General features: G+C 40.3%; 23 protein-coding genes and 4 pseudogenes. 11 read left to right on the forward strand and 16 right to left on the reverse strand.

What is annotated here, in order from left to right:
- Nucleotides 1-204 precede the first annotated feature (204 nt).
- The 3 genes from MTN95_RS19315 to ydfH form a co-directional block, all read right to left on the reverse strand.
- Complete coding sequence (locus tag MTN95_RS19315; RefSeq protein ID WP_202853832.1) at nt 205-2,379, reverse strand: MMPL family transporter; 2,175 nt, start codon at nt 2,377-2,379, stop codon at nt 205-207.
- 117 nt (nt 2,380-2,496) lie between these two features.
- Nucleotides 2,497-3,138 carry a two-component system response regulator YdfI gene (gene ydfI / locus MTN95_RS19320; RefSeq protein ID WP_248339723.1) on the reverse strand — a complete coding sequence of 214 codons (642 nt, stop codon included), beginning with the start codon at nt 3,136-3,138 and terminating at the stop codon, nt 2,497-2,499.
- Entirely contained in the window at nt 3,131-4,351 is a 1,221-nt protein-coding gene (gene ydfH / locus MTN95_RS19325) for a two-component system sensor histidine kinase YdfH (protein ID WP_105954653.1), read from the reverse strand. Before ydfH ends, ydfI begins: the two co-directional genes overlap by 8 nt.
- Before the next feature lie 444 nt (nt 4,352-4,795).
- Here ydfH and MTN95_RS19330 point away from each other — a divergent pair, with 444 nt between their 5' ends.
- The 8 genes and pseudogenes from MTN95_RS19330 to MTN95_RS19365 all read left to right on the forward strand — a co-directional run.
- Complete coding sequence (locus MTN95_RS19330; protein WP_081720807.1) at nt 4,796-4,966, forward strand: hypothetical protein; 171 nt, start codon at nt 4,796-4,798, stop codon at nt 4,964-4,966.
- Between the two features lie 223 nt (nt 4,967-5,189).
- A pseudogene (locus MTN95_RS19335) lies at nt 5,190-5,294 on the forward strand (DUF255 domain-containing protein); the annotation flags it as partial.
- Nucleotides 5,295-5,479: 185 nt separating this feature from the next.
- Nucleotides 5,480-6,298: a MerR family transcriptional regulator gene (locus MTN95_RS19340; RefSeq protein ID WP_202853955.1), complete on the forward strand. Its 819-nt coding sequence runs from the start codon at nt 5,480-5,482 to the stop codon at nt 6,296-6,298.
- Nucleotides 6,299-6,378: 80 nt separating this feature from the next.
- A complete protein-coding gene (locus MTN95_RS19345; RefSeq protein WP_105954659.1) occupies nt 6,379-7,068 on the forward strand; it encodes a DUF554 domain-containing protein in 690 nt (229 codons plus the stop codon).
- Nucleotides 7,069-7,163: 95 nt separating this feature from the next.
- A pseudogene (locus MTN95_RS19350) lies at nt 7,164-8,038 on the forward strand (AraC family transcriptional regulator).
- A gap of 516 nt (nt 8,039-8,554) precedes the next feature.
- Nucleotides 8,555-8,893, forward strand: a complete 339-nt coding sequence (locus tag MTN95_RS19355; protein ID WP_105991122.1) for a magnetosome magnetite crystal formation protein family — start codon at nt 8,555-8,557, stop codon at nt 8,891-8,893.
- Nucleotide 8,894: 1 nt separating this feature from the next.
- Complete coding sequence (locus MTN95_RS19360) at nt 8,895-9,626, forward strand: MerR family transcriptional regulator (RefSeq protein WP_248339725.1); 732 nt, start codon at nt 8,895-8,897, stop codon at nt 9,624-9,626.
- A gap of 212 nt (nt 9,627-9,838) precedes the next feature.
- Nucleotides 9,839-9,997, forward strand: a pseudogene (locus MTN95_RS19365) (DUF255 domain-containing protein); the annotation flags it as partial.
- Between the two features lie 62 nt (nt 9,998-10,059).
- Here the strand turns inward: MTN95_RS19365 and MTN95_RS19370 are convergent.
- The gene (locus tag MTN95_RS19370; protein WP_248339726.1) at nt 10,060-10,902 is read right to left on the reverse strand and encodes a helix-turn-helix transcriptional regulator; all 843 of its coding nucleotides are present in this window, start codon (nt 10,900-10,902) and stop codon (nt 10,060-10,062) included.
- A gap of 104 nt (nt 10,903-11,006) precedes the next feature.
- Here MTN95_RS19370 and fabF point away from each other — a divergent pair.
- A pseudogene (gene fabF, locus MTN95_RS19375) lies at nt 11,007-12,238 on the forward strand (beta-ketoacyl-ACP synthase II).
- A gap of 170 nt (nt 12,239-12,408) precedes the next feature.
- The gene (locus MTN95_RS19380; RefSeq protein WP_248339727.1) at nt 12,409-14,478 is read left to right on the forward strand and encodes a thioredoxin domain-containing protein; all 2,070 of its coding nucleotides are present in this window, start codon (nt 12,409-12,411) and stop codon (nt 14,476-14,478) included.
- Here MTN95_RS19380 and MTN95_RS19385 read toward each other — a convergent pair.
- Nucleotides 14,475-15,374 carry a CPBP family intramembrane glutamic endopeptidase gene (locus MTN95_RS19385; RefSeq protein ID WP_105991130.1) on the reverse strand — a complete coding sequence of 300 codons (900 nt, stop codon included), beginning with the start codon at nt 15,372-15,374 and terminating at the stop codon, nt 14,475-14,477. The genes MTN95_RS19380 and MTN95_RS19385 overlap by 4 nt on opposite strands.
- A 228-nt stretch (nt 15,375-15,602) precedes the next feature.
- On the opposite strand from MTN95_RS19385, the gene MTN95_RS19390 reads away from it, so the two are divergent.
- Nucleotides 15,603-16,955: an MFS transporter gene (locus MTN95_RS19390; RefSeq protein WP_105991131.1), complete on the forward strand. Its 1,353-nt coding sequence runs from the start codon at nt 15,603-15,605 to the stop codon at nt 16,953-16,955.
- A gap of 30 nt (nt 16,956-16,985) precedes the next feature.
- Here MTN95_RS19390 and MTN95_RS19395 read toward each other — a convergent pair whose 3' ends face one another.
- The 11 genes from MTN95_RS19395 to MTN95_RS19445 all read right to left on the reverse strand — a co-directional run bounded on the left by MTN95_RS19395 (nt 16,986) and on the right by MTN95_RS19445 (nt 25,649).
- The gene (locus MTN95_RS19395) at nt 16,986-17,540 is read right to left on the reverse strand and encodes a maltose acetyltransferase domain-containing protein (RefSeq protein WP_248339728.1); all 555 of its coding nucleotides are present in this window, start codon (nt 17,538-17,540) and stop codon (nt 16,986-16,988) included.
- 18 nt (nt 17,541-17,558) lie between these two features.
- Nucleotides 17,559-17,939 carry a VOC family protein gene (locus MTN95_RS19400; RefSeq protein ID WP_059335345.1) on the reverse strand — a complete coding sequence of 127 codons (381 nt, stop codon included), beginning with the start codon at nt 17,937-17,939 and terminating at the stop codon, nt 17,559-17,561.
- A 56-nt stretch (nt 17,940-17,995) separates the two neighbouring features.
- Entirely contained in the window at nt 17,996-18,931 is a 936-nt protein-coding gene (locus MTN95_RS19405) for a transcriptional regulator CcpB (protein WP_248339730.1), read from the reverse strand.
- A gap of 61 nt (nt 18,932-18,992) precedes the next feature.
- Nucleotides 18,993-19,751, reverse strand: a complete 759-nt coding sequence (xth, locus tag MTN95_RS19410; protein ID WP_105954678.1) for an exodeoxyribonuclease III — start codon at nt 19,749-19,751, stop codon at nt 18,993-18,995.
- Between the two features lie 61 nt (nt 19,752-19,812).
- Nucleotides 19,813-20,052 carry a 30S ribosomal protein S18 gene (rpsR, locus tag MTN95_RS19415; protein ID WP_010332656.1) on the reverse strand — a complete coding sequence of 80 codons (240 nt, stop codon included), beginning with the start codon at nt 20,050-20,052 and terminating at the stop codon, nt 19,813-19,815.
- 42 nt (nt 20,053-20,094) lie between these two features.
- Nucleotides 20,095-20,613, reverse strand: coding sequence for a single-stranded DNA-binding protein SsbA (gene ssbA, locus MTN95_RS19420; protein ID WP_003219228.1), 519 nt, complete (start codon nt 20,611-20,613; stop codon nt 20,095-20,097).
- Between the two features lie 40 nt (nt 20,614-20,653).
- Nucleotides 20,654-20,941 (reverse strand): 30S ribosomal protein S6, encoded by a 288-nt coding sequence (rpsF, locus tag MTN95_RS19425; RefSeq protein WP_010332658.1) that lies wholly within the window; start codon nt 20,939-20,941, stop codon nt 20,654-20,656.
- 110 nt (nt 20,942-21,051) lie between these two features.
- A complete protein-coding gene (gene ychF / locus MTN95_RS19430; RefSeq protein ID WP_024123566.1) occupies nt 21,052-22,152 on the reverse strand; it encodes a redox-regulated ATPase YchF in 1,101 nt (366 codons plus the stop codon).
- Between the two features lie 126 nt (nt 22,153-22,278).
- Nucleotides 22,279-24,282 (reverse strand): molybdopterin-dependent oxidoreductase, encoded by a 2,004-nt coding sequence (locus MTN95_RS19435; RefSeq protein WP_248339733.1) that lies wholly within the window; start codon nt 24,280-24,282, stop codon nt 22,279-22,281.
- A gap of 50 nt (nt 24,283-24,332) precedes the next feature.
- Nucleotides 24,333-24,539, reverse strand: coding sequence for a DUF951 domain-containing protein (locus MTN95_RS19440; protein ID WP_095712546.1), 207 nt, complete (start codon nt 24,537-24,539; stop codon nt 24,333-24,335).
- A 93-nt stretch (nt 24,540-24,632) separates the two neighbouring features.
- On the reverse strand, nt 24,633-25,649 hold the full coding sequence (locus tag MTN95_RS19445; RefSeq protein WP_049809975.1) for a YkvI family membrane protein: 1,017 nt from the start codon (nt 25,647-25,649) through the stop codon (nt 24,633-24,635).
- Between the last annotated feature and the right edge of the window lie 428 nt (nt 25,650-26,077).

Genomic DNA, 26,077 nt, shown 5'->3' on the forward strand with positions numbered 1-26,077 from the left:
CATTTCTTCATTCAGATAACGGAATGAAAAAAGAGTAGACCTTTCAGTCCACTCTTAAATAAATTTTATTTCTCTCGTTCTATATATTCTTCTTTTGTTGTTTATTGCCCATAAACTTTAACCTCTAATACTTCGCCATTAGTTGTATTGCTTTTAAAAAAGAGGAGTTACATCCTTACATGTTATGAGAACGAGCCTATATTGCTACATACTGATTCGGTGTTTTTGTTCATTATCTATCTCGGGCTGTATCTCCTTTGTTAGATGATGACCCTCTATATCTACATTCGGAATGATTTTGTCTAACCATTTTGGTAAATACCAAGCTGCATTCCCCATCAACTTCATGATACTTGGAATGAGCGTCATTCTTACAATAAATGCGTCAAACAATACACCAAAGGAAAGAGCTAATCCATTTGCTTTGATATAAGCTTCACCAGCAAAGATAAATCCTGCAAAAACAAATATCATGATTAGCCCGGCTGCGGTGACAACAGGTCCACTGTGTTTTAATCCAGCTTGAATCGCTTGTACTGGATTCTTTGTTTTCACATATTCTTCACGCATTCTGCTTACAAGGAATACCTGATAATCCATTGCTAAGCCAAAAAGAATACCAATCGTTAAAATTGGCAAAAACGCGAGAATCGGCCCTTTTTCAGGTATATTGAACAAATCAATTAGATTTCCATCCTGTAACACAAATACACAAACCCCAAGAGTTGCTGTCATTGTTAATATGAAACCTGCTACAGCAACAAGAGGTACTAGCAGCGAACGGAATACGATTGTCAGCAATATAAACGCAAAACCAACAATGAGTACAGCAAATACTGGTATTGCATCATTAAGACGATCTGAAATATCTATATTCACTGCCGTCGATCCAGTTACGAGTAAATCTACTCCGTTTTGATCTGCTAAGCTGCGTACATCTTGCACCAAATTCTTAGTAGCTTTATCGTTTGGACCTGTTGTAGGAACAACCGTAATAATAGCAAAATCGCCTTTTGCATTAGGCATTGCAGGAGTAACACTTGCTACATGGTCTAAATCCTTAATTTCTTTTACTGCATCTGCGAATGCTTCAGTTTTATTTTCTGTTACACTTGTGGCATCCGCCACTATCGTTAATTTGCCATTAAACCCTTCTCCAAAACCTTCGGCAAGCAAGTCATAAGCCTGGCGCTCGGGATTATCCTTAGCTTTCATTCCTGCATCAGGTAAACCTAGCTCCAAATGCATAGATGGAATACTAATGACTAGCAAGATGAGAATACTAAATACACTTAGAAGAATAGGGTTCTTTGTGACAAAGCGTCCCCAGAAATTTGTTTCATCGCTTTGTATTTCTTTTTTCTTGTTTGCTTTCGGAATCATGCGTTTCCCTGCTATTGATAAAACGGCAGGCACTAATGTAATTGAAGCTAAAACAGCCATGAACACACTGAGCCCTGCTGTTAGCCCCATTGCGGACATAAAAGGAATATTAACTACAGTCAATCCGCAAAGTGCGACAATAACTGTGAGTCCGGCAAAAACGACAGCACTCCCAGCTGTTCCCGTAGCTCTCGCAATTGATTCATTTTTTTGTATACCTTCACCTAAAAACTGGCGGTGTTTTGAAAAAATAAACAAAGCATAATCAATACCAACTGCAAGGCCGATCATTCCGGCTAATGAAAGACTGACGGAGGCAATATCAAACACTTGTGTTCCAATCAAAGTCAGACCAATGCTTACACCTAAACCAATAAGTGCAGTTAAAATCGGTAAGCCTGCTATTAATAAAGAGCCAAATGTAATAGCTAGAACAACAAAAGCCAAGACAATACCGACTATTTCTGATACACCGCCAATCTCCATCTCGGCTCCTGGTATATCTCCGCTTAACTCCGTTTGTAATCCTTCATCATCAGCAATAGACAAACTATCTTTCACATGTTTTATAGAGTAATCTTTTATATCATCTGCTGGTGATTTGTATTTGATATCAGCATAAGCCACTGTCCCATCTTTTGCGATCGTTCCTGCATGAAAAGGACTTGCAATCGAATCAATAGAATCGTCTTTATTTATTTCCTTTAATGTATTCTCTATTGCTTCTTTTGCTGATTTGGCAGTAAGTTTCTCCCCATCCTTAGCACCGAATATGATCCGTATGCTCCCTTTATCAGGACCATGAGGAAATTCTTTATTGATCACCTTCATTGCTTTTTCCGAAGGCGTGTCAGGTATTGACATATTCTCAGAAAAACTGGGTTTTAATATGCCGGCTGCCCCTATCGTTGCAATCAACACAACGATCCACGCACATATTACTTTAATGCGATGGCGAGCGACCCAGCCGCCTAATTTATATAACATTCTTGACATCATAATCTCCTTTCAACACATTGCTTGATAACATTCTTCCTAATTGTAGTTCATAAGGAAATGAAAAAAACGTACATTCGGGCATGTACGTTTGGGCAACTTTTAAATAACCTTGTGTTATATATCTAAAGTTAAAATACCTCTCTGCATGGCAATCGCGACTGCTTCTGTTCTAGAATCCGCTCCCAATTTATTATAAATGGACGTCAGTCTTGACTTCACGGTTCTCTCTGAGATTCCTAAATCAAAGGCTATCGCTTTGCTTTTGAATCCTTTTGCAATTGCCTTTAGAACAACTATTTCCTTTTCCGTTAACTGAGTATCGCTGCTTGGTTTCTTCATTCTTTCCAATTGAATTTCTTGAAAACGTTTAAGAATATCAGGATGCAGCAGCACTTCTCCTCTTACTGCTGCATCCATTGTATGAAATAGGGTTTCTGAGCTCGTATCCTTCAACAGATATCCTTTCGCTCCTAATTCAATCCCCTCAATCATCAAGTGATCCTCATTATAAGTAGTCAAAATAATAATGGGTATGCTGTGTTTTTCTTTTATTTGTTTAATCGCTTCTAACCCACTCATTTCTGGCATGTATAAATCCATAAGAATGATATCTGGCTTTAATTCATCTGTAAGATAAACCGCCTTTTTTCCATTTTCCGCCTCTCCGATTATTGTGTAGTTATCATTCGTCTCAATTAACAGCTTGAGACCTTCTCTCACAACCAGATGATCATCAACGATTAAAACCTTATTCATCTTCAATCTCTCCCTGATTTGACAAGATTATCTCGATTTGTGTGCCTATTGATTTTTCACTCTTTATATTGAATTGGCCTTTCATTGCTCTGACACGTTCTTGTATACCAAGAAGTCCATAATGTCCTCTCTTTTTCCTGCCTTTTTCAACATCAAAGCCTTTTCCATTGTCTCTGACGGTTAAATGGAGGTTTCCTTTCTCATCCCAAATTGATAACCATATCGTTTCTGCTTCTGCATGTTTTGCTGCATTTGTAAGGCATTCTCCTATGATGTAATAACAATTTTCAGCAGTACGAACATCAGGCAATTGAGTTAATCTGTAGTCTAAAAAACAAGACAGACCTGTTGCATCTTTAAAATGATCCATTTGTAAGGTAATTCTTTCTTTTAAAGAATCGATTTCTTCTGATTTGCTGCGAAGATTGTCAATAGCTGAACGTGCATCAGCTAATGTGCTTTTCACTCTATTCATAGATTGTTGAATGATTTCTTTTGCTCTATCTGTGTTACCTTTCGATATATGAACATTAATAGCATCCAGCTGCATATTTAAACTGACCAGCCCTTGAGCAAGCGTATCGTGTAAGTCCCGGGCCATACGCTGCCTTTCGTTTTGCAGCGTCAGCTGTTCGACCTGCTGATGAGCCAGCCCCAGCCTTTCAAGAGTCAGCTGCGCTTTTATCTTTTCATCGACTTGGGCAAATAATGTAGCGGCATAAGTAATAATCACGATCATAATAGGTACGGCAATGACAAGAAAATGCAAATATTCACCTTTGTGAATCTGATGTGTTGCATTGATTGACAGCAGAAGCAATAAATACAGTATGAGGAAAGTCCTTCTTCTGTCTGCTATTCCTGCAATCTGCCCAATCAAAAATGCATAAAGGCCAATGATGACCAGCACTAAGAAGCCAGTCATGATATTAGCCAGTGTAAAAGTGATCAAACCTTGCAGCACAAAATATAGAATGACCCTTTTCTTAACCCAGCGATATGAATGCCAATGCAGCAATGCAAAAATGGCGGTCAATACTGTAAACACATGAAGCAATAAAATGGGCCAGCTCCCAATAATAAATTGCAGCACGATAGAGGCTATATATATCATGAGAATAAAAGCTAAGCCTGGCACTCTGAGAGCAAGCATATTTAATGCCCGCCTATCTCGTGAAAAGTAGTTTTTATCAAAAGGCTTTCTTCGAAACATATTGCTTCACTTCCTTTCCTTTGACAGTATCATCACAAAGGATCCACAATAAAAATAGGAACACTCCAGTCATATTTGACATCTTATCATAAGAGCCGGCAGGCATTTCATTTATCGGCCAGCAAGGCAAGAAGAAAACGCAAGATGAACAAAAGTTTGAAAATGCCCCAACGTACATAAGGATATGCCCTTATGTACGTTTTCTATATTCAATTTTAAAATTAAAATATATGGAGAGTTACTTTCATATGGGAGGATTGAAATTTATTGAAACCAATTGATCTCATCATTATAAACTTACAAAGAAAAGGAATCAGGGCTGAAAAAACATTTAAAAATCGGACCCCTCATACATTAAAATCCTCAAAGAAGTAAAGCAGAAGGGATCTACAAAATGCCCCATGAAAGAATAAAGAAAACCTATAGGGAAAAGAGGAACAAGGTATGTATTGGTTTTTTGGTGTTTTATTGTACCTTCTCATCGGTACTTGTATATTCATAGGAGTCATCAAAGACACTCAATCAGGTTCTTGGTTACTACTTGCATTAGCAGCCCCCCTCATCATCTTTGGCTATCCTTACTTTTGTTCAAAGCAGCTTCTTTCCAAAAGATAGATATATATTGATTACGGAGTTATTGAAAATGATTAGAAGGTTTGAAAATAATGATAAATAATATTTCAAACTCAAACACAATATTTACCTTCAAGACATATCATGTTGCGAACTATTGCCCCTGAAACGATATAAATAGCTAAGTCCTGACATGTACCGGTGCCATGTTCGTTAGAATAACCAAAACCAGTAATTTGCAGTCTGCACTTTATGAACTATTTTCATTGATGGGTTCCCTTGGGGATAGAAAGCATTTGAAAAAGCGAAACGTGAAAACAAGCCGGTTCTTGTCAGCATCGGCTATTCGACTTGTCATCAATGCCACGTTCGCTAAAGTAACCACCTGTATTCACCTCAAATCAAATAAAGAATAGATATAATATTTATCAACTCACTCTTGATTATGGCCGTCTATGTAAGGGAAAACTTTACCTTTAGGGTTACTGCATCATATATAATGTGGATGTACATAAACAGTACTAAACACGCTTTAATAACAGAGAGGTTGTTAGGATGAAGGAATTTTTCTCTATTGGAGAAGTATCTAAGTTATTCAATGTAAACATACCTACTCTTAGGTATTATGATGAAATTGGTCTCTTAAAACCAGAATTTACAGACGAACATAATAACTACAGATATTATTCTACACAACAATTTGAAAGATTGAGTACAATCAAGTACCTGAGGACATTAGGTTTGCCAATAAATAAACTACTTGATTTTTATGATTCTCTTGAGGTAGATACTCTGATTCACTTGCTGAAAGACCAGCAAACTGAAATTGACCGAAAAAAGAGGGAATTGGCACGCATTGAGAGAAAGATCTCTCGCCGCATTAAACAAATGGAAGACGCAGTTAATATGCCGCTAGAAGAAATTTCAAAAATCAAACTTCCTGAACTGCGTGTGGCGTATTTACAACATGAATTTATTCTTGGTCAAGATATTGAGTATCCGGTAACAGAATTGAGAACTAAGTTTAAAGTCCACAAAGATCTATTTTTAGGAAAAGTGGGATTATCCATTTCAGCAACAAATATAAAATCAAATCAGTTTGACCGATATTCCAGTATATTTATGGTGCTGGAAGATGAAGATGAAATACATTCACCTGAAATCACTTTCCCCTCAAGAGAATATCTGCAAATTAGATTTAAAGGGTCACATTCAGAAGCAGCAAAATACTACGAAATGTTACTTACATATATGAAAAAGCATCATTATGAATTGGCTGGCGACTCAATCGAAATAACGCTGATTGATTATGGGGTAACTAATAATCCAGACAATTATGTGACTGAAATACTTTTGCCAATCAAACTTAATTAATGGCTGTTACATACACTTGACCCTCAAGTAACTTGAGGGTTTATTTTTTTGAAAGGAACTATTATTGGAGGAGATAGCCTATGTTTGGAACAATTTTTAACACAGTTATGATCATTGCGGGAAGTTTAATTGGAGGTATATTCAAAAAAGGAATGAAAGATGAGTACCAAGAAATACTTATGCAGGCAATGGGATTCGCCGCAGTTGGACTAGGGATCAGCGCCTTTACACAGCATTTGCCTTCTAGTAAATACCCAATTCTTTTTATTGTCAGTTTAGCTATTGGGGGATTGATTGGTCAGAGCATAAATCTAGAATTAAGATTTAACAATTTAGTCAACAAGTTCTCTAAAAGCAATTTAGCCGAAGGTTTATCAACTGCAATCTTATTATATTGTATAGGCTCGTTGTCAATATTAGGCCCTGTTAACGCTGCTCTGCATGAAGATTATACTTATCTTCTAACAAACGGTATATTAGATGGGATCACTTCCATTGTTCTCGCTTCCACATTTGGTTTTGGAATAGCAGCATCTGCGGTTGTATTATTTACCTGGCAAGGCTCAATATATTTATTTGCAAAATTAATGGAAAGTGCATTAAATACAGACCTTATCAATGAAATAACAATTGTCGGCGGTGTATTAATCCTTAGTTCAGGGTTAAGTATTCTGGGAATTAAAAAATTTAAAACTTTGAACCTCCTGCCATCACTGTTGATTCCGCCTATTGTAATTTTAATTATTCATGTATTTGGATTACCATTTTAAATCCTTAATCTACAATTAACCTGCAAAACTGTGCACGGAATGTCGGGTAGAAACATTTCACCCCTGTTATTCTTTTGTTAAAGGAGGTCAAATAAATGGATTTGCTTAAAAGTATGAATAAAGCATTAAAGTATATTGAAGAAAACCTCACTAATGATATTGATGTTAAAGAAGTAGCAAAGCTTGCATTCTGCTCTGAATATCATTTTAAAAGGATGTTTTCCTTCCTTTCTGGTATTTCATTATCCGAATATATTCGTCGCAGACGTCTTACTCTTGCAGCTTTTGAACTTAAAGAAAGCAATGTAAAAGTGATTGACATTGCAATAAAGTACGGATATAACTCACAGATTCTTTTGCACGGGCGTTCCAAAATTTGCATGGCATAAAACCATCAAAAGCCAGACTTAATGGCCATTCACTTAAAGCTTATCCACGTATGACCTTCCAGTTATCAATCAAAGGAGGAAGTGAAATGAACTATCGCATTGAAGAAAAAGAAGCATTTCGCATCGTTGGCATTAAAAAAAGAGTTCCTCTTATTTTCAAAGGGGTTAATCCGGAAATTGCATCCATGTGGGAAAGTTTAGATGAAGAAGCAATAAATACACTTAAAAAGCTTTCTAATGTAGCGCCTGTGGGACTCATTAGTGCTTCCACGAACTTTTCTGAAGGCCGGACAGAGGAGAAAGGAGAGCTTGATCACTATATTGGCGCAGCCACAACGAAACAGTGTCCAAATAACCTCTCACAGCCTGAAGTTCCTGCCTCAACATGGGCTGTATTCGAAGCAATCGGACCATTTCCGGATACACTGCAAGAAGTATGGGGACGCATTTATTCTGAATGGTTTCCATCGTCAAATTATGAACAAATAGAAGGTCCAGAAATACTGTGGAACGAGCATAAAGATATAACATCCCCTTCTTTTAAAAGTGAAATTTGGATACCAATCTTAAAAAAAGAATAAGTTTTACGATCAATGAAGAGGAATGAAAGGTTCTTTATGGAAGCAAACAATTAATCGCACACATGATGAGTAACTATAAGGATTTTTCAAATTATATATAAAGAAAATAAAAACATACCAATATTCTTTATTTGGTATGTTTTTTTATAATGCAGCGTCTGCTTTTCATTCTGCACATTAAGAGAAGATAATCTTTATATCATTTATGTAATAATTTTAATACTAAAAAATACCTGAAATAATTAACCCAGCTTCTCTACTGGAAAGATGATAGCCGTTTTTTTAGTTGGATATCCATCTAAGGCAAGTATATGTGATTAGATCATTTATATTGCATGTATCTACATCATAAGACATGTCCAAGGTGCCATGTTCGTTAGAATAACCATAACCAATAATCAATAGTCCGCGCTTTATAAAAATTTGCATCGACTAAAAATTATTTATTCTTTATTGATCCTCTCCTCACGTCACCTTTTAAACTAAAATTGAAGTTTAAAAGGAAAGGTGATTTTTATGAAGAAACCCACAAAAAAGGAAATTTTATTAGTGCAGATGATGTTAGGAATTTCTTTAGCTCTAGGTGTATTACCTCCACTCGTTATGTTTTTTTCACATCGAAAGAAGAACATATTTTATCGTGAAGCAAGCAGAAAAGCACTAAACTTCCATTTAACTTTAATCCCCCTCTTTATAAGCAGCAGCTTTTTACCACCTTGGGTCAAGTACGTTATATTAGCAATTGAAACAATGATTATTTTGTTTGCTATGATTTGCATAGCTATGCAAAAACCTTACCAGTATCCTGCAATTCAATATATTAAAAACAAAAAGATTGCAGCAAAAGGAGCATAATATGTCGAATAACTTTTTAACAATTGGGCAATTAGCCAAGCGAACTGGTGTAACAATCCGTACTCTCAGATACTATGACAAAATCGGATTACTTCAGCCGAGTGATTATAATGAAGGTGGACATCGATTATATAGTTTTAAAGAACTCCAAAGGCTGCAACAAATTCAGTCATTAAAATTTATAGGTTTTTCCCTCAAGGACATTTCAGACTTTTTAGTCGCCGAACAAATCGAAAAACGAGATATCACGCATACAATCATGTTTAAAAAAAAGCAGCTCCTCGCAGAACAAGAGAAAATACAACACACAATTGATCAACTAAACCATATGTTTGCTATATTAGAAAACCAACAAAAAGTCTATACAAGTATCTTTTGTTTTATTATTCATTCTATCCTTTGGGAAGAAGAAAACTTAGATGAACTGAATCAAATTGAAAATTCAATTTACAACTTTAGAAGCAATGAAAGATTAGACTTAGACAAAGAATATTTTTCAGTATTTACAAAGTTGAAAAGCCTTGTGATTGAAAATGTAAGCCCTCAATCAGAGGAAGCACAACTTTTTATAAAAGATTTTGTAGCACTTAATAGAAAAACGCTTTTAAAAATTAAAAACTCAAAAGATAATGTGATCAATTTTAATAAGAAAGATCAACTCAATATTCTTGATCCGTTAAATGAAAAAGAAAAACTCTTTATTAAAGATGCGTTTGCTTTGATATCAAATTAAATGAAGGGCAAGTTAGATATAATTCAGAGGAACTTATTCGATTCCTATTAAGTATTGAGGTTTTATCAAAATATGTATCGCAGAAATTATTTTCTAATCTAAAAAGTCAGACTGACAATTAATGAGTATCTCTTTTAATCATAAAAATGAAAAGGGTATTTTATCTCCACTTATGTTAAAAACATGATCATTCACAGAGAGAAGGTGATCCCATGCCAAATAACAATAAACCCAATAGATTAATCAATGAGAAATCATCATATTTACTTCAACACGCCCACAACCCCGTAGACTGGTTCCCTTGGGGAGAAGAAGCCTTCGAAAAAGCAAAACGTGAAAATAAGCCGGTTCTCGTATCTATTGGGTATAGCTAACCTTTGCTATTCTAAAGAACATTGTCATTTAATGCACATAGGAAATGAATTTATCATAGCTAGCTTTCAATTAAACGTTTTAACTTAAGCTCAGTTTCAGTATTCTCAACTGGAGTATAGACGCTGCATCTTAAATCAGTATCTCCATGCACTTGTAATGAAGTAAGATTAAACAACATTTTACCTACCTTAGCATGACGAAACTCAATTAATACTTCAGGAGCAGAGCTTATCTCATTTTCATTCCAAATTTTATGAAACTCAGGATATGCCTGTTCCATTTCTTGTATAAATTGCTCATACCAGTCATCAGCCACATACTGTCCATAATACGTTCTAAATATTGCAATATATCCCCTAACAAAATGCTCCCAATTCACTGCTAAACTTTTAAATTCCTTTCTTGCGAATAGTAAGCGTATTATATTCCTTTCTGCCGGGATGATTTGTTCAAAATCCAAAAATACATTAGCTGCTGCTTGATTCCACCCAACAATCTGGCTTCTTCTATCTGATATAATCGTTGGGCAATAACGAAGTTCCTGCAACATTTTTACCAAAGCCGGACTGATTTCCTTCTCATTCTCATTCTCATTTATAAAGGGTTGTTTCACTCCTTCCTCTAACGCTAGAGCATACAAATATCTCCTTTCATCGTTATTTAATTGTAATGCTCGGGAAATAGCATCTAATACCGAAGTAGACACTTTTATATCTCTTCCTTGTTCTAACCATGTATACCATGTAAGACTTACACCGGCTAGTTGAGCCACTTCTTCTCTTCTTAATCCTGGTGTTCTTCTGCGAGTTCCTACAGGTAAACCAACCATTTGAGGAGTAATTTTCGATCGTTGGTTCTTTAGAAATTCTGATAAAGCTTGAAGTCTTGTTTCAGGTTTCATTAAAATCTCCTTTTAAAATAGTGTTAATTATACTAGGATAAACAACAACTTGTAATAGGATAACACAAAAGTTAAAGTTATTAAAAAACAAGGAGGGAATGATCATGAAAAGAGTAGTCATTACTGGAATGGGAATTATTTCTCCACTAGGAAATGATGTAAATAGCTTTTGGAATCAACTAGTTAAAGGACAATCGGGAATATCGTTATTGATTCTTTTGATACTGCTGATTATAAAACAAAGATAGCTGGAATCGTTCGTGACTTTGATGCAGATGGAATATTGGGGAGGAAAGAAGCAAAACGATTAGATCGTTTTAGTCAGTTTGCCTTAGCAGCAGCCGAACAGGCATTAGAACATTCACAATTACAGTTAGATAAGGTTGATCTTGAACGTTTAGGGGTATATGTTGGTTCAGGAATTGGAGGCATTCAATCACTTGTTGATAATGTGAATGTATTAAATAAACGAGGTCCCGCGAGAGTAAGCCCTAGTCTTGTACCAATGATGATTTCAAATGCAGCTGCGGCCCAAATAAGCATAAGATTAGGAGCACAAGGACCATCATTATCACCAGTCACAGCCTGTTCAATCGGGAACACCTCTATTGGTGAAGCTTTCAATGCGATCCGAAATGATGAGGCAGATATTATATTTGCCGGTGGAGCAGAAGCTGCAATCACACAGTTATCTTTGGCTAGTTTTGGAAACGCCCATGCACTATCTACAAGAAACCAAGATCCAAGTCGAGCCAGCCGTCCGTTCGATACAGATAGAGATGGTTTTGTTATGAGTGAAGGCGCAGGTATCTTAGTATTAGAATCATTGGAAAACGCTATTCTTAGAGATGCGCCGATATTATGTGAAGTAGTGGGGTATGGAGCTAGTTCAGATGCTCATCATATGGTAGCATCACACCCAGAAGGTAAGGGTGCCTACTTAGCAATGAAAAAAGCATTGAGAAGTGCAAATATATCAACAGGTGAAATTGATGTTATTAGTGCTCATGCAACAAGTACACAAGTAGGTGATCATTCTGAAGTTCTAGCTATTAAGAAATTATTTGGTGCACATTCACATAAACTTCCAACAACTGCAAACAAGTCAATGACTGGGCACATGCTTGGTGCTGCTGGTGGAGTAGAAGCAATTGCTTTAGTGGAAAGTTTGAGACAAGGAATGATTCCTCCAACTATTAATGTAGAGAATCAAGATCCAGATTGCGACTTAGATGTTGTATCAGAAGTGAGACATCTTCCATTGAAATATGGGCTATCAAATTCTTTTGGTTTCGGCGGACATAATTCAGCAATCGTGTTAAAGCATTACGATTGAAGACCCATCTTTATAGTTCAAAGGTGAAATAATGGATCTATCAAGGGTTTATAGCCCTTGGTTTTCATTATGGAATACCTCACAGACAAATGATGACGGGCCTTAACTTCTGGTATATTAAACAGAGGAAAGAGAATACTTAAAAAAACATTTAGAAAGAAGGTGATCCCATGCCGACTAACAGTAAACCCAATAGATTAATCACTGAGAAGTCTCCTTATTTACTTCAACATGCTCATAACCCAGTAGACTGGTTCCCTTGGGGAAAAGAAGCCTTCGAAAAAGCAAAACGCGAAAACAAGCCGGTTCTGGTCAGCATCGGCTATTCAACTTGTCATTGGTGCCACGTCATGGCTCATGAAAGCTTTGAGGACGAGGAAATTGCCCGCCTTCTTAACGAACGTTTTGTTGCGATTAAAGTGGATCGGGAAGAGCGCCCTGATGTGGATTCTGTTTATATGAGAATCTGCCAGCTGATGACCGGACAGGGCGGCTGGCCGCTGAATGTGTTTATCACGCCTGATCAGAAGCCGTTTTACGCGGGTACATATTTTCCGAAGACGAGTAAATATAATCGTCCGGGTTTTGTTGACGTGCTTGAGCATCTTTCAGAAACGTTTGCGAACGATCGTGAGCATGTCGAGGATATTGCAGAAAATGCCGCTAAACATTTACAGACCAAAACAGCAGCTAAAACAAGTGAGGGGTTGAGTGAATCAGCGATCCACCGGACATTCCAGCAGCTTGCCAACGGTTTCGATACAATCTACGGCGGCTTCGGACAGGCGCCCAAATTTCCTATGCCTCATATGCTCATGTATTTGCTCCGTTATTATCACACGACGGGGCAGGAAAACGCTTTGTACAACGTCACGAAAACACTGGACAGCATGGCAAATGGAGGCATCTATGACCATATCGGCTATGGGTTTGCCCGCTATTCGACCGATGATGAGTGGCTCGTCCCTCACTTTGAAAAAATGCTGTATGACAATGCGCTCCTGCTGACAGCTTATACTGAAGCTTATCAAGTCACGCAAAACAGCCGTTATAAAAAGATTTGTGAGCAGATCATTACGTTCATTCAACGGGAAATGACCCATAACGACGGGAGCTTTTTCTCTGCTTTAGACGCGGATACAGAAGGCGAAGAAGGAAAGTACTACGTGTGGTCAAAAGAAGAGATCTTGAAGACGCTCGGAGAGGATCTCGGCACGCTGTATTGCAACGTGTATGACATCACAGAAAAAGGCAACTTTGAGGGCAAAAACATTCCCAACCTCATTCACACCAAGCGGGAACAAATCAAAGCGGATAGCGGCTTCACCGAAGAAGAGCTCAGCCGCAAGCTTGAAGATGCAAGACTGAAGCTGTTAAAGACGCGTGAAGAAAGAACATATCCGCATGTTGATGATAAGGTGCTGACGTCATGGAACGCACTAATGATTGCGGGTCTCGCTAAAGCGGCAAAGGTTTTCCAGGAACCCCAATACCTCACCTTGGCTGAATACGCGATCACCTTTATTGAAAACAATGTAATCATCGGCGGCCGGGTGATGGTTCGGTATCGTGACGGCGAAGTGAAAAACAAAGGATTTATCGACGATTATGCCTTTCTCTTATGGGCTTATCTCGACCTCTATGAAGCCTCGTTTGATCTATCCTATTTAGAAAAAGCGAAGAAGCTGTCAGACGATATGATCGATTTGTTTTGGGACGAGGAGCATGGGGGGTTCTACTTTACCGGACACGACGCAGAAGCGTTAATTGTCAGAGAAAAAGAAGTGTACGACGGCGCTGTGCCTTCAGGAAACAGCGTGGCAGCCGTTCAGCTTCTGCGCCTCGGGCAAGTCACAGGTGATTTGTCGCTGATTGAAAAAGCCGAAACGATGTTTTCCGTGTTCAAGCCTGAAATTGAGGCATACCCGAGCGGCCACTCTTTCTTTATGCAAAGTGTGTTAAAACATATGACGCCTAAAAAGGAAATTGTGATTTTTGGGCACCCGGACGATCCAGACAGAAAACAAATCACAAGCGCGCTTCAACAGGCCTTTATTCCAAACGATTCCATCCTGGTGGCAGAGCATCCCGACCAGTGCAAAGACATTGCGCCATTCGCGGCTGATTATCGCATCATAGACGATCAAATAACCGTGTATATTTGTGAAAATTTCGCCTGCCAGCAGCCGACAACAGACATCGAAGAAGCCTTACAAACATTAAAAAGCAGCAGGGATTAAACGCCTTGCTGCTTTCTTTTTGATCTCTTATGGTATTGTACAACGATAAACGCAAAGAAAAGATTAACGACAACCGTAAAGAAAGTCTCCCACATCGGATTTCCCCGTGTGATGGCAAATAATGAAGGAATATCTCCATATACACTGTTTTTTTCAGTCATAAAAAGACATAAAAACATATTATTCGCGGCATGCACACCAAGTGAAATTTCAAGACTGCCTGTTTTGACCGTATAATACGTTAAAAGAATCCCAATTGTTACATACTCAATGCCTGCCCAAAAAGCGCCATTACTCATTTCAGGATTGCCAAAGTGTACAGCCCCAAATAGACCGCCGACAATCAGTGTCAATACAAAAGGATTCTTTATCACTTTTCCAAAAGCCTGCAATAAAAATCCCCTGAAAAACAGTTCTTCCGCAGAAGTCTGGAGCGGCACCAATAACAGAGATGCCACAAGCAGCCACAGAAAACGTGAGGCGTCAAAATCCTGAAAAGTGTATTTCGCCGGATGAATCGCATAATCAATCCCCTGAACCACAGCCATCAGCAAGAAATAAGCGAGAAAGCCAAAGAAAATGCTGCGCCAGTTGATTTTTGCATGCGGTGTAATGACTGACCGAAACGGGCGTTTCAGGATAAATCGAACAGCCAGCCAAACCCCTGGGATCGCAAATACATAAACGATATGAGCTAAAAACAGATCAGCCAAAGAATCGGTTAACATACCTGTATCCACATCAAACGCGATATGCGGACTTAAAAGTGCAGTCAATAACATCATAAATACATAAACAATGCTTCCAAAAAAGAATAAGCCAACCATCACCAAAAAGGAGAAAAAATATCTCCACAATGTATTGTTTCCTTCTAGAGGACGGATAAATGAATTCATTCCTTCTATGACTCTTCCTTTCAACGAGAATATTACTATATATTTGCATAATTTGGTCTATTAATCTACTGTTTTGGAAATCTTTTAAGCAAAATTAAGGCGAAAAGTGTGAATTTAGTTCTTCCATCTAGTGATTTGAACTCTGTCCCCAATGAATCAAGATACTTATAATAATGCCAAGAGGGGAATGTTCAGTCTTTCTCCCGCTATTAAAAAAGGGGGTTTTTTATGAATACGGGCGTCAAACAGAAACATACACATCCTTTTTCAAACGCGGCAAACCGTTTAGACCGCCTCCCGATTTCACGTGTCCACTTCCAAGTATTAACCGCTCTCGGCATTGTTTACTTCTTTGATCTTGCGGATTTATTTACCCTCAGCAATGTAGCGCCGGCACTGATCGAGCATTGGGGCATCCAGCTTTCAACCATTGCCAATGTAACGGCTGCTTCGTTTTTAGGCATGTTTTTGGGAGCATCACTTGGGGGACGGCTTTCAGATCGAATCGGCCGAAAAAAAGCCTTGAACCTATTTGTCTTCGTTTTTTCAATCGCATCGTTATGCAATGCCGCGGCATGGGACATCCCATCCTTAATGGCGTTTCGTTTCCTCACTGGGTTTGGCGTCGCAGCTGCCATGGTCATCACCAATAGCTATTTAGCAGAATTTTTCCCGTCCAGTGTTCGCGGAAAATATATTTCTTTCTGTGCCATGATCGGATTGATCGGCGTTCCGATCACCAATATCGTATCAGCCTTTGTCATTCCGCTCGGCTCATGGGGATGGAGACTTGTCTTTGTGTGGGGCGCTGTTGGTCTTATATATTTTTTCTTTATTCGGCGGCTGGAGGAATCACCCCGCTGGCATGAAAATCGCGGTGAATATGAAAAAGCCGATGCCATCCTGAAAAGGATTGAAGCAAGCGTTGAAAAAGAAAAAGGCCCGATTCCTGCTCCGGCGCCGCAAACCTCAAGCGGACAAGTTCAACATGCGGGTTACGCGGGATTATTAAAGGGGAAAAACCTTAAAATAACCATTGTGTTATCCGCGGTATGGATTTTTGAAACCTTTGGATTCTACGGCTTTGCCTCCTGGGTTCCCAGCCTGCTGAAAAGCAACGGGGTCACGATGGAAAATACATTATGGTATAACGTATTGCACTCGGTCGGCGCTCCGCTCGGCGCATTGCTGGGTTCAATGATTTCTGAAAAATTTCAGAGAAAGTGGATATTGGCCGCCAGTGCGTTTCTGACTGCCATCGCAGGTCTTTTATATGGCATGACCTTCATTCCAATCATGATTATCGTGTTTGGTTTCATTGTCAATATTACGGAACGGGTTTTCACATCCAACTTATATGCGTATACATCTGAGCCTTTCCCAACAGAATATCGCTCGTCAGGCAGCGGTTTAGCTTATGGGCTCGGGCGCTTTTCGAACATCTTCGGATCATTGCTCGTCGGTTTTATCGCAGTTCAGCTCGGCTATGTCAGCGTCTTTTTCTTTATAGGCGGCTGCTGGCTCGCATGCTCCATTTTGTTAATCTGCTTCGGCCCCAATACGAATGCCAAGCAGATATAAAAAGTCAGTGCGGCGTTAACCGCACTGATTTCAATTCAATTCCTTCAGCTTTCTCGCAGGGTTTCCCCCTACAACCGTATTCGCAGGCACATCCTTTGTCACTACGGAACCCGAAGCAATCACCGCATTATCGCCGATCGTCACTCCCGGGTTTATCACTGCCCGGCCGCCAATCCAAACATTATCTCCTATTGTAACAGGCTTACCGAACTCCTTCCCCGACTTCCTTTCAAGCGGATCGAGAGGGTGACCTGCCGTGTAGATATGCACCCCTGGAGCAATCAAACAATCACGTCCTATACGAACTTCACAAACATCAAGAATGACACAGTCAAAATTAACAAATGTACGATCCCCCATATGAATGTGATAGCCGTAATCACAGCGGAATGTCGGCAAAATGGTGACTTGATCACCGATCGAACCCAGCAGATTTTTCAAAAGTTTCGTTCGCACTGACTCATCTTCTGGTGATTCGTTATATTGTTTAATCAAATTTCTCGCATGTTTACGCTCTAGTGATAATTCACGGTCTTCCGAATTGTATAATTCTCCGGCTGCCATTTTTTCTTTTTCTGTCAGCATTCAAGTCACTCCAAGATTTTAAATTGTAATCTCTATTAAATTTCCTTCCTCATCTTCAATTACACTTTCATAGTAGCCGTCCCCCGTCGTCCTTGGGCCGCTAACTACAGCGAATCCGTCCTGCTTTAACCTTTCTGTCAGTTCATCAACATTCTCTTTGCTTCCAGTGGAAAAAGCGATATGCGCCCAGCCTGTCATCGTTTGTGACGGCTGATCAGTCACATCTCCTTTTTTCATGATTTCCAGCCTTGCTCCGGAATCAAACGTCATAAAATACGACTTAAAATCTTTCTTCTCATTATGATAAAGAGAATTGGCTTTGCCATGAAAGTACGTTTCATAAAAAGCCTTCATTCGCTCTAAATCGCTGACCCAGATGGCCGTGTGCTCAATACGCATTTCTTCCTCCTCCTTTGTCTTTCATTGAAGTTATAAGGTATGAAATGCATTTCAGTTCAAGCTTTTTTCATGAATTGGTGCAGAATTTTTATATCTTTGGGACGCTCCTGCAAAAATAACGAAAATGCTGCGGTGCCCAGCTGCTCAAGATTCAGATCAAGCGATGGGAAACAGAGGGCACGGCTGATAGAAGAATTTCCTTCTCCAATGATCTCAACATCCCAGTCTTTCTTTTTGGCAAATATATAAATTCCCGCTGCCACTTCATCACTGTTTGCATAAATAGCTGTTGGAGCCCGGCCGCTTGTATAGAAATACGCACCCGCCTGCTCTCCGTCGTCCATATGATTACAGCCGGTCAGCATATGGCGGTCCTCCAGGCTTCCATAGACGGCCTGATAAGCCGCTGCTTTAACCGCCGTACTCGGGCTCTTGTCGGCGCTTCTCACGCTTGTAAAAGCGATATGTTCATGTCCGCGGTTCTTTAGATATCGAAAGCTTTCTATGTAGGCTGCTTTTCTGTCATTGTAAGCACAAGGAATATCCATGTCTCCAGTATCCTCACAAGCGATAATCGGTCCATATTCTTGATAGGCTATCATACTGTCCCAGTGATTGGCTCGTGATGTAATAATAAGGCCATCTATTTTTTTCATTCTTAACAGCTCTACATATTTGATTTCAATGTCGGGGTTATAGTTGGTAGGGAGGAGGGTTGTTGCATATTCATGTCTAAATGCCGCCTTTGTGATGCCGTTTATGATTTTATCAAAGCAAGGGTGACCGCTGTAGGGCAGGATTACACCGATCGTTTGAGTCTTGCCGCGAATAAGATCGATCGCAGTTCGATTCGGTGTGTAGTCTAATTCCTCCATGACTTGATGCACCAGCTTCCTTTTTTCTTCAGACACATACGGATGATGATTCAGTACACGTGACACAGTCGAAACAGATACATTCGCCAATCTCGCAATCTCTTTTATGTTTGCCATCTCTTTCTCCTTTTTCATCATAAAAAAAAAGCAGTAAGTAGCAATCCTTACTGCTATCTCATCATATATTGATTGTAAGTTCAACAGGACAATGGTCGGAGCCCAAGACGTGTGCTGATATCTTGGCATTTTCAATCTGCCCCTTAAGACTTTCAGAAACAACAAAGTAATCCAGACGCCAGCCGATATTTCTGTCCCGGGCACCCGCACGATACGACCACCAGGAATAAGCGCCTTCCAGATCAGGGTATAAATAACGGAATGAGTCGATAAAGCCGGCTTCCAAAAAACGAGTGAATGCTCCTCTTTCTTGATCAGAAAAACCCGCGTTATTCCGGTTTGCTTTTGGATTCTTCAAATCAATTTCCTGATGAGCCACATTTAAATCACCGCACAGGATAACCGGTTTTTTCTTGTCCAATTCGAGAATAAACGCTAATAAAGCCTCTTCCCATTGCAAACGGTAATCAATGCGTTCCAGCCCTCTTTTTGCATTAGGCGTATAAACGGTCATCACATACACGTTTTCAAATTCCAGCGTAATCACTCTGCCCTCTTGATCATGTTCTTCTATTCCGATTCCGTACATGACGTTCAGCGGCTTTTGTTTTGAAAAAACAGCCGTACCTGAATATCCTTTTTTCTCTGCATAGTTCCAATATACATGATAGCCTTCTGGTTCAAGATCCACTTGGCCATCCTGAATCTTTGTTTCCTGCAGGCATACAACATCGGCATCCTCTTCTTTCAAGTAAGAGAGGAAATCCATTTTTCTCATGACAGCCCGCAGGCCATTCACATTCCAAGAAATGAGCTTCATTTTTTATCCCCCCTATAAAAAAGAGCAAGAACCCGAAGGTCCTTGCTCTTTACGTATCAGCTTACTCACCAGTTACGTATGGAAGTAAAGCCATTTGACGAGCGCGTTTGATCGCTGCAGTCAATTTACGTTGGTATTTAGCGTTTGTTCCAGTTACACGACGTGGTAAAATTTTACCGCGCTCAGAAACAAACTTTCTAAGAAGATCTACATCTTTGTAGTCGATGTGCGTGATACCGTTAGAAGTGAAATAACACACTTTACGGCGCTTCGCACGACCGCCTCTGCGTCCTCCTGCCATTGTCATTTCCCTCCTTTCTTTGTCAATTTAGCGATATTCTCATTAGAATGGAAGATCATCATCCGAGATGTCTATCGGCTTGCCGTCGTTGGCAAATGGGTCATCATTAAAGCTGTTCCCCTGATTGCGTCTCTGGTTGTTTTGATTTCCCCCGAATGGATTATCATTTTGGCCTCCGCCAAAGTACTGGCCTCCGCCGCTGTTTCCTTCGTTGTATCCACCTGAACCAGAACCGCCGCCGTTTTTCGGCTCAAGAAATTGAACACTTTCAGCTTGGACCTCGGTCACGAAGACACGCTGCCCTTGCTGGTTTTCATAGTTTCTTGTTTGTAAACGGCCATCTACGCCTGCAAGGCTTCCTTTTTTCAGGAAGTTTGCAACGTTTTCGGCTTGTCTTCTCCAAGTGACACAATTAATGAAATCGGCCTCACGTTCTCCAGACTGGTTCGTAAATGTACGATTCACAGCAAGAGTAAACGTGGCAACAGCCGCACCGTTTGGCGTATAACGAAGCTCTGGGTCTTTTGTCAGTCTTCCGACTAATACAACTCGGTTAAGCATAAGAAAGACCACCTTTTACCATTATATATTTCAAAATTGCTTATTCTTCTTCTTTAACAACAATGTGGCGAATGATATCGTCACTGATCTTAGCTAGACGGTCAAATTCTTGAACTGCCGCAGCATCAGCTTGAACGTTTACGATTTGGTAGAAACCGTCGCGGAAATCGTTGATTTCGTAAGCAAGACGACGTTTACCCCAATCCTTTGTTCCAGTGATCTCCGCACCGTTAGAAGTCAGAACGTTGCTGAAACGCTCGATAACTGCTTTTTTAGACTCATCGTCAATGTTTGGGCGGATAATGTACATAACTTCGTACTTTCTCATCTGTTTGCACCTCCTTTTGGACTAAGCGGCCCGTAATGGGCAAGGAGCAATAATTCTATTACTCACAATTTTATATTATACCAAAGCTCTTGTCCCTTTACAACTGCATCCTATACATTAAATCGGAAATGAATAACATCTCCGTCTTTTACCACGTAGTCTTTTCCTTCAAGACGGACTTTTCCGGCTTCCTTCGCTCCTGCCATGCCGCCGCCCGCAAGAAGATCATCATAAGCAACCGTTTCAGCGCGAATGAAGCCGCGCTCAAAGTCACTATGAATAATTCCAGCGCATTCAGGGGCCTTCATGCCTTTTTTGAATGTCCAAGCTCTGACTTCCTGCTCACCGGCTGTGAAATATGTTGCCAGCCCAAGCAGCGAGTAAGATGCTTTAATCAGCTGATCAAGACCCGACTCTTCAATTCCCAGCTCTTCAAGGAACATTTGCTTTTCATCGCCTTCAAGCTCAGCGATTTCGGATTCAATCTTCGCACAAACGACGATGACTTCTGCGTTTTCGCCGGCAGCGTATTCTCGAATCTTCGCTACATATTCATTGCCAGACGGATCAGCCACTTCCTCTTCACTTACGTTTGCGACATACAAAATAGGTTTTGAAGTCAGCAAATGAAGCTGCTTTACAAGCTTTTGCTGCTCTTCAGTAAACTCAACAGAACGAGCAGGCTTTTCATTTTCAAACGCTTCTTTCAGTTTAGACAAAATGTCAAACTCAAACACAGCCTCTTTGTCTTTTTGCTTTGCAAGCTTGCTGACACGTGTAATCCGCTTTTCAACTGTTTCCATATCAGCGAGAATCAGCTCAAGATTGATCGTTTCGATATCATCAATCGGATCAACTTTACCGGAAACGTGTGTAATATTATCATCAGAAAAAGCACGGACAACGTGGCAGATCGCGTCAACTTGGCGAATATGAGAAAGGAATTTGTTACCAAGACCTTCTCCTTTTGACGCGCCTTTTACGATTCCTGCAATATCAGTGAATTCAAAAGCAGTCGGCACAGTCTTCTTCGGTTTGACCAGCTCAGTCAGCTTTCGCAGACGATCGTCCGGTACTTCTACAATTCCCACGTTCGGATCAATTGTACAGAACGGGTAGTTGGCTGATTCGGCACCGGCCTGTGTAATTGCATTAAATAATGTTGATTTCCCGACGTTCGGCAAACCGACAATTCCAGCTGTTAAAGCCATTCTTTCATCTCCTCTATATAAAACCGTCATAGCATTAACGTATTTTGAACCTAGAGCAATTATAAGGAGGTTCACTGGAAAAGACAAGCTGACAAAAAAGCATTTTCAGCCTGCTGATCCCTCTCATTATGCTTTTTTCATGCCCACTAAACAGTCAAAAAGCGTACTTCCCATTCCATTATCAGAATTTGTATCATTTGTCAGCGTATTGACGGAGCCGCCAAAAGCCGCCCACATGCCTTCATCTATATTTATCGTCTTCGGATGAGCCTGTTTCATTACTTTAACTTTACCGTTCAAACGGCCCCGATCATTGAAAATGACCACCTCGTCTCCATCCTGAAGATTCTGCTCAGCCGCTATATCTGAAGAAATATCAACCTGTATGTGCTGAAGCTTCTCGATGAACGGCACATGCTGTGAATGATTAGAGCGCTGCGGATGAATGGACAAAAGCGTGTAAGGGTATTTTTCGGCAAGTTCTTCGTTATGGTAAACAGACTCCTCAGGCACTTCCAATTGAAGTGCGCCGCTAAATCCTTTTTCTTCAGCTAATGAAGAGGTGAACTCAAATTTTCCGCTTGGCGTCAGAAACGTAAAGTCATCCCACGGCACCTGTTTAACCGGAAGCGGGAGGTGGCCTTTTTCTTTCAAGTGCTCAAGCGTTACACCATCTGCCTCCAATGAAGAAAGCCCCATCTCCAAAAGTTCTTCAGTACTGTGTTCAAAAAGCTCTCCAAATCCAAGGCGCTTTGCAAGCTCTGACCATATCCATCTGTCTGACTTCGCTTCACCCTGCGGTTCCACCAGCTTCTTCCCATACTGAACAAAATGATGGTACATACTAGAATAATAAATATCCTCTTCTTCAAAAACAGTGGCAGTCGGCAAAACATAGTCGCACAGCTTTGCCGTATCGGTCATGATGGAATCAATCGCTACAGTCACCGGAACCTTTTCAAACGCCTGTCTAACTTTATTTGTGTTTGGCACCTGAGTCAGCGGGTTCCCGCATGTCACGATAATCATCTCGATCGCAGGATCATCAGCGGTTAAAACCTCTTCAGCCTGTGTCATCATTGAAAAAGAACGTGATTTCGTTTTTAATTCCGGCAGCGTCAGCTTCATTTTTGCAAAGCTTTCACCAATCTGGACATTGCCAAAATTTGCGCCGCCGCCTTTAATCCCAACGTTTCCGCTTGCCGCAACAAGCGCATCAATCCAGCGAATCGTCCCGCCGCCATTTTTATACCGCTGCATACCAAGCCCCATAAAAGTAGACACCGGACCATCCGCATACAGACCTGCAAGAAACTCCAGCTCTTCCATCGTAGTTTCTGTTTTCGCAGTAAACTCCTCGAGAGAAACCGTGCTCAAAAGCTCTTTTACATCATCAAACCCGACAGAATGCTGAGAAATAAAATCCTCATCCGTTCTTCCCGTCTCAATCAGAACCTTCAAAACAGCCGCGGCAAGCCAGCCATCCATTCCCGGCTTTACAGAAATATAACGGTCAGCCAGTTTTGCAGTCGGATTATAAATCGGATCAATCACCGTCAGCGTTGCGCCCTTTTTCTTTGCCTGCTGCAAATGGTGATAAAGGTGCATATTTGTCCTTGATACATTTCTGCCCCACACAACGACGTGTTTGCTGTTGTAAATATCAAGCGGCCCGTGCCCATACGAACGGCCGAAATCCCAGCTTTGCGCCTCTATACCCGAGCCCCAGCAAATGCTTCCGACAATCTCAGTCACACCGCCATACGCATTAAAAAAACGCTGATCTAGCGCTTTTAACAAACCGTTATTGGCATAATCATGGCTGTGCAAAACTGCTGTTGTTTCTGACGTCTCCTTAATGTCCTGAAGTTTATCGGCGATCTCATCAAGAGCCTGCTCCCAGGAAATCCGCACAAACTCGCCGTTTTGTTTTTTCATCGGATAGCGAAGCCGATCAGGCGAATTTGTTTTCGTTTCTAGCATTCTGCCGCGGCCGCAGATTTTCCCTTCCGTAATCGGATGGTTTGGATCTCCGTCCACTTTTGTTACCTTTCCGTCATCAACAGTCACCACAAAACCGCAGCTGTCCCAGCAATTCAGAGGGCATGCTGACTGATGCACTTTGCTCATCGCCGTCTTCTCCTTACCTTCTATATGAAAAAGCATGAGTGTCAGCCTTTTTATGAAGTAGGCTCCTCATGCTTGACCAGTACTTTTTTTACTTTTCTTTCAAATTCTTTTCTCGGAATCATCACGCTGTGAGAGCAACCCTCACATTTAATCCGAATATCCATTCCCATACGTATAATTTTCCATCTGTTTGCTCCGCATGGGTGCGGTTTCTTCATTTCTACAACATCATTCAGGCCAAAGTCTTTATCCGCCAAGACCCTTCACCTCTCTTCATAAACTGCTGAATCTATTGTACAAAAAAACTGATCATTAGAGCAATCATCATACCCAAAAAGAAAGGAATCCTCTTATTTCCATTTACTTAAAATAGGGTATAACAGCAAACAAACTAATAGATAAAGATTCAGCATTCCATAAATAGGATATAAAAAAGCGATTAAATCGGAAAAACCGAAAGAAGTAAAAGGCACCATCAACACTAACAGAATCAATACGATCATCCATCTCGGCATGTGAAGAAAAGCCATCAGCCGGCTGGATAATCCAAATAAACCAGCCACCGTCGTCGTATATATCGCAAGGCACAGCACCGCAGTCATACATAAAAAAAGAAGATAAGGGGCACCCTCCAGAATGGCAAACAGCGGAATTTCAAATTGAGAAAGGGAGCCAGCCAGTTCTACCAACGTTTCATTATATACAAAAGAGATCACGCCAAAAATAAGACCGCTGGCCACACTGGCGATTTTAGCTTCCCCCAGCCCTTTCATTTCTTTGCCGACAGATGATAAAATCGCGACAACCGAAAGAATATTTAAAGAAGTAAACGTAATGCTGGCAGGCCAGTTATACTGCCGACTCAAATCTATCGTCCACGTATGGTGATGAGTGCTCTGAAATGAAAATAACGCATACATCAGCCCGGCAACTAAAATAGGAATTAAAATGCCATTCACAGATAAAATCCCTTTCACATCCCAGAAAAACAAACACACCGTCACGATGCAAAGCAGCGCAATTCCCCACCAAAAAGGGAGCTTGTACATTTGCAGCGTCACTCCGCCTCCGGCGATCATCACCATGGTTGTAGAAAATAAATAAAAGACAATGAGAATATCATAAATTTTCGCCAGCCACGGTCCCATTAAATGTTCAAGAACCGGAAGAAAGTGAGTGGATTGAACCTTAAAACTGATTTTCATCACAATATAAGACGAGAAAATGAACATCACTGTAAACAGCACAATAGCCAGTCCGCTTTCTGCGCCAAAAAACTGCCATATCTCCTGACCGCTTGCATATCCGGCGCCGATCAGGCTGCCTAATATAAGCAGCATCCACCTCATTCCGGCTCTCCACAACATTATCACCTCATAAGTACAGAGTTCAGCTTGTTTCCGTTATTGTTACTATATAGAGCGTTAATAACAAAAATGCCTATTTTCATAGGAAAACAAAAAATAATGGTTGAATGTGAAAATACTATACAAAATACACATAAAAAAAAGACCGCCTAAACAGGCAGTCAAAACATAGAATCCCATCCTCCGCTTTCTTTGGCCATTCCTTTATACGCTTCTTCACCAAGATATCATTTTCAATCATTCAGTTATTCCGATCTTATCGTAATCTTCATTAGGCGTTCCGCATATTAATGATTCCTCCATTACCAAAACAGCAGACCATATCTTGCTTCACCTGAAGCGCTGCGGCACAATACTTGTAAATAACCTCTATCTTCTCCTCTTTGTATTCAAAAATCCGTAAACAGACACAAAGCATAAAAAACCTA

It is taken from the genome of Bacillus sp. 2CMS4F (assembly GCF_023161785.1).
Taxonomy (GTDB): Bacteria; Bacillota; Bacilli; order Bacillales; family Bacillaceae; genus Bacillus; species Bacillus halotolerans.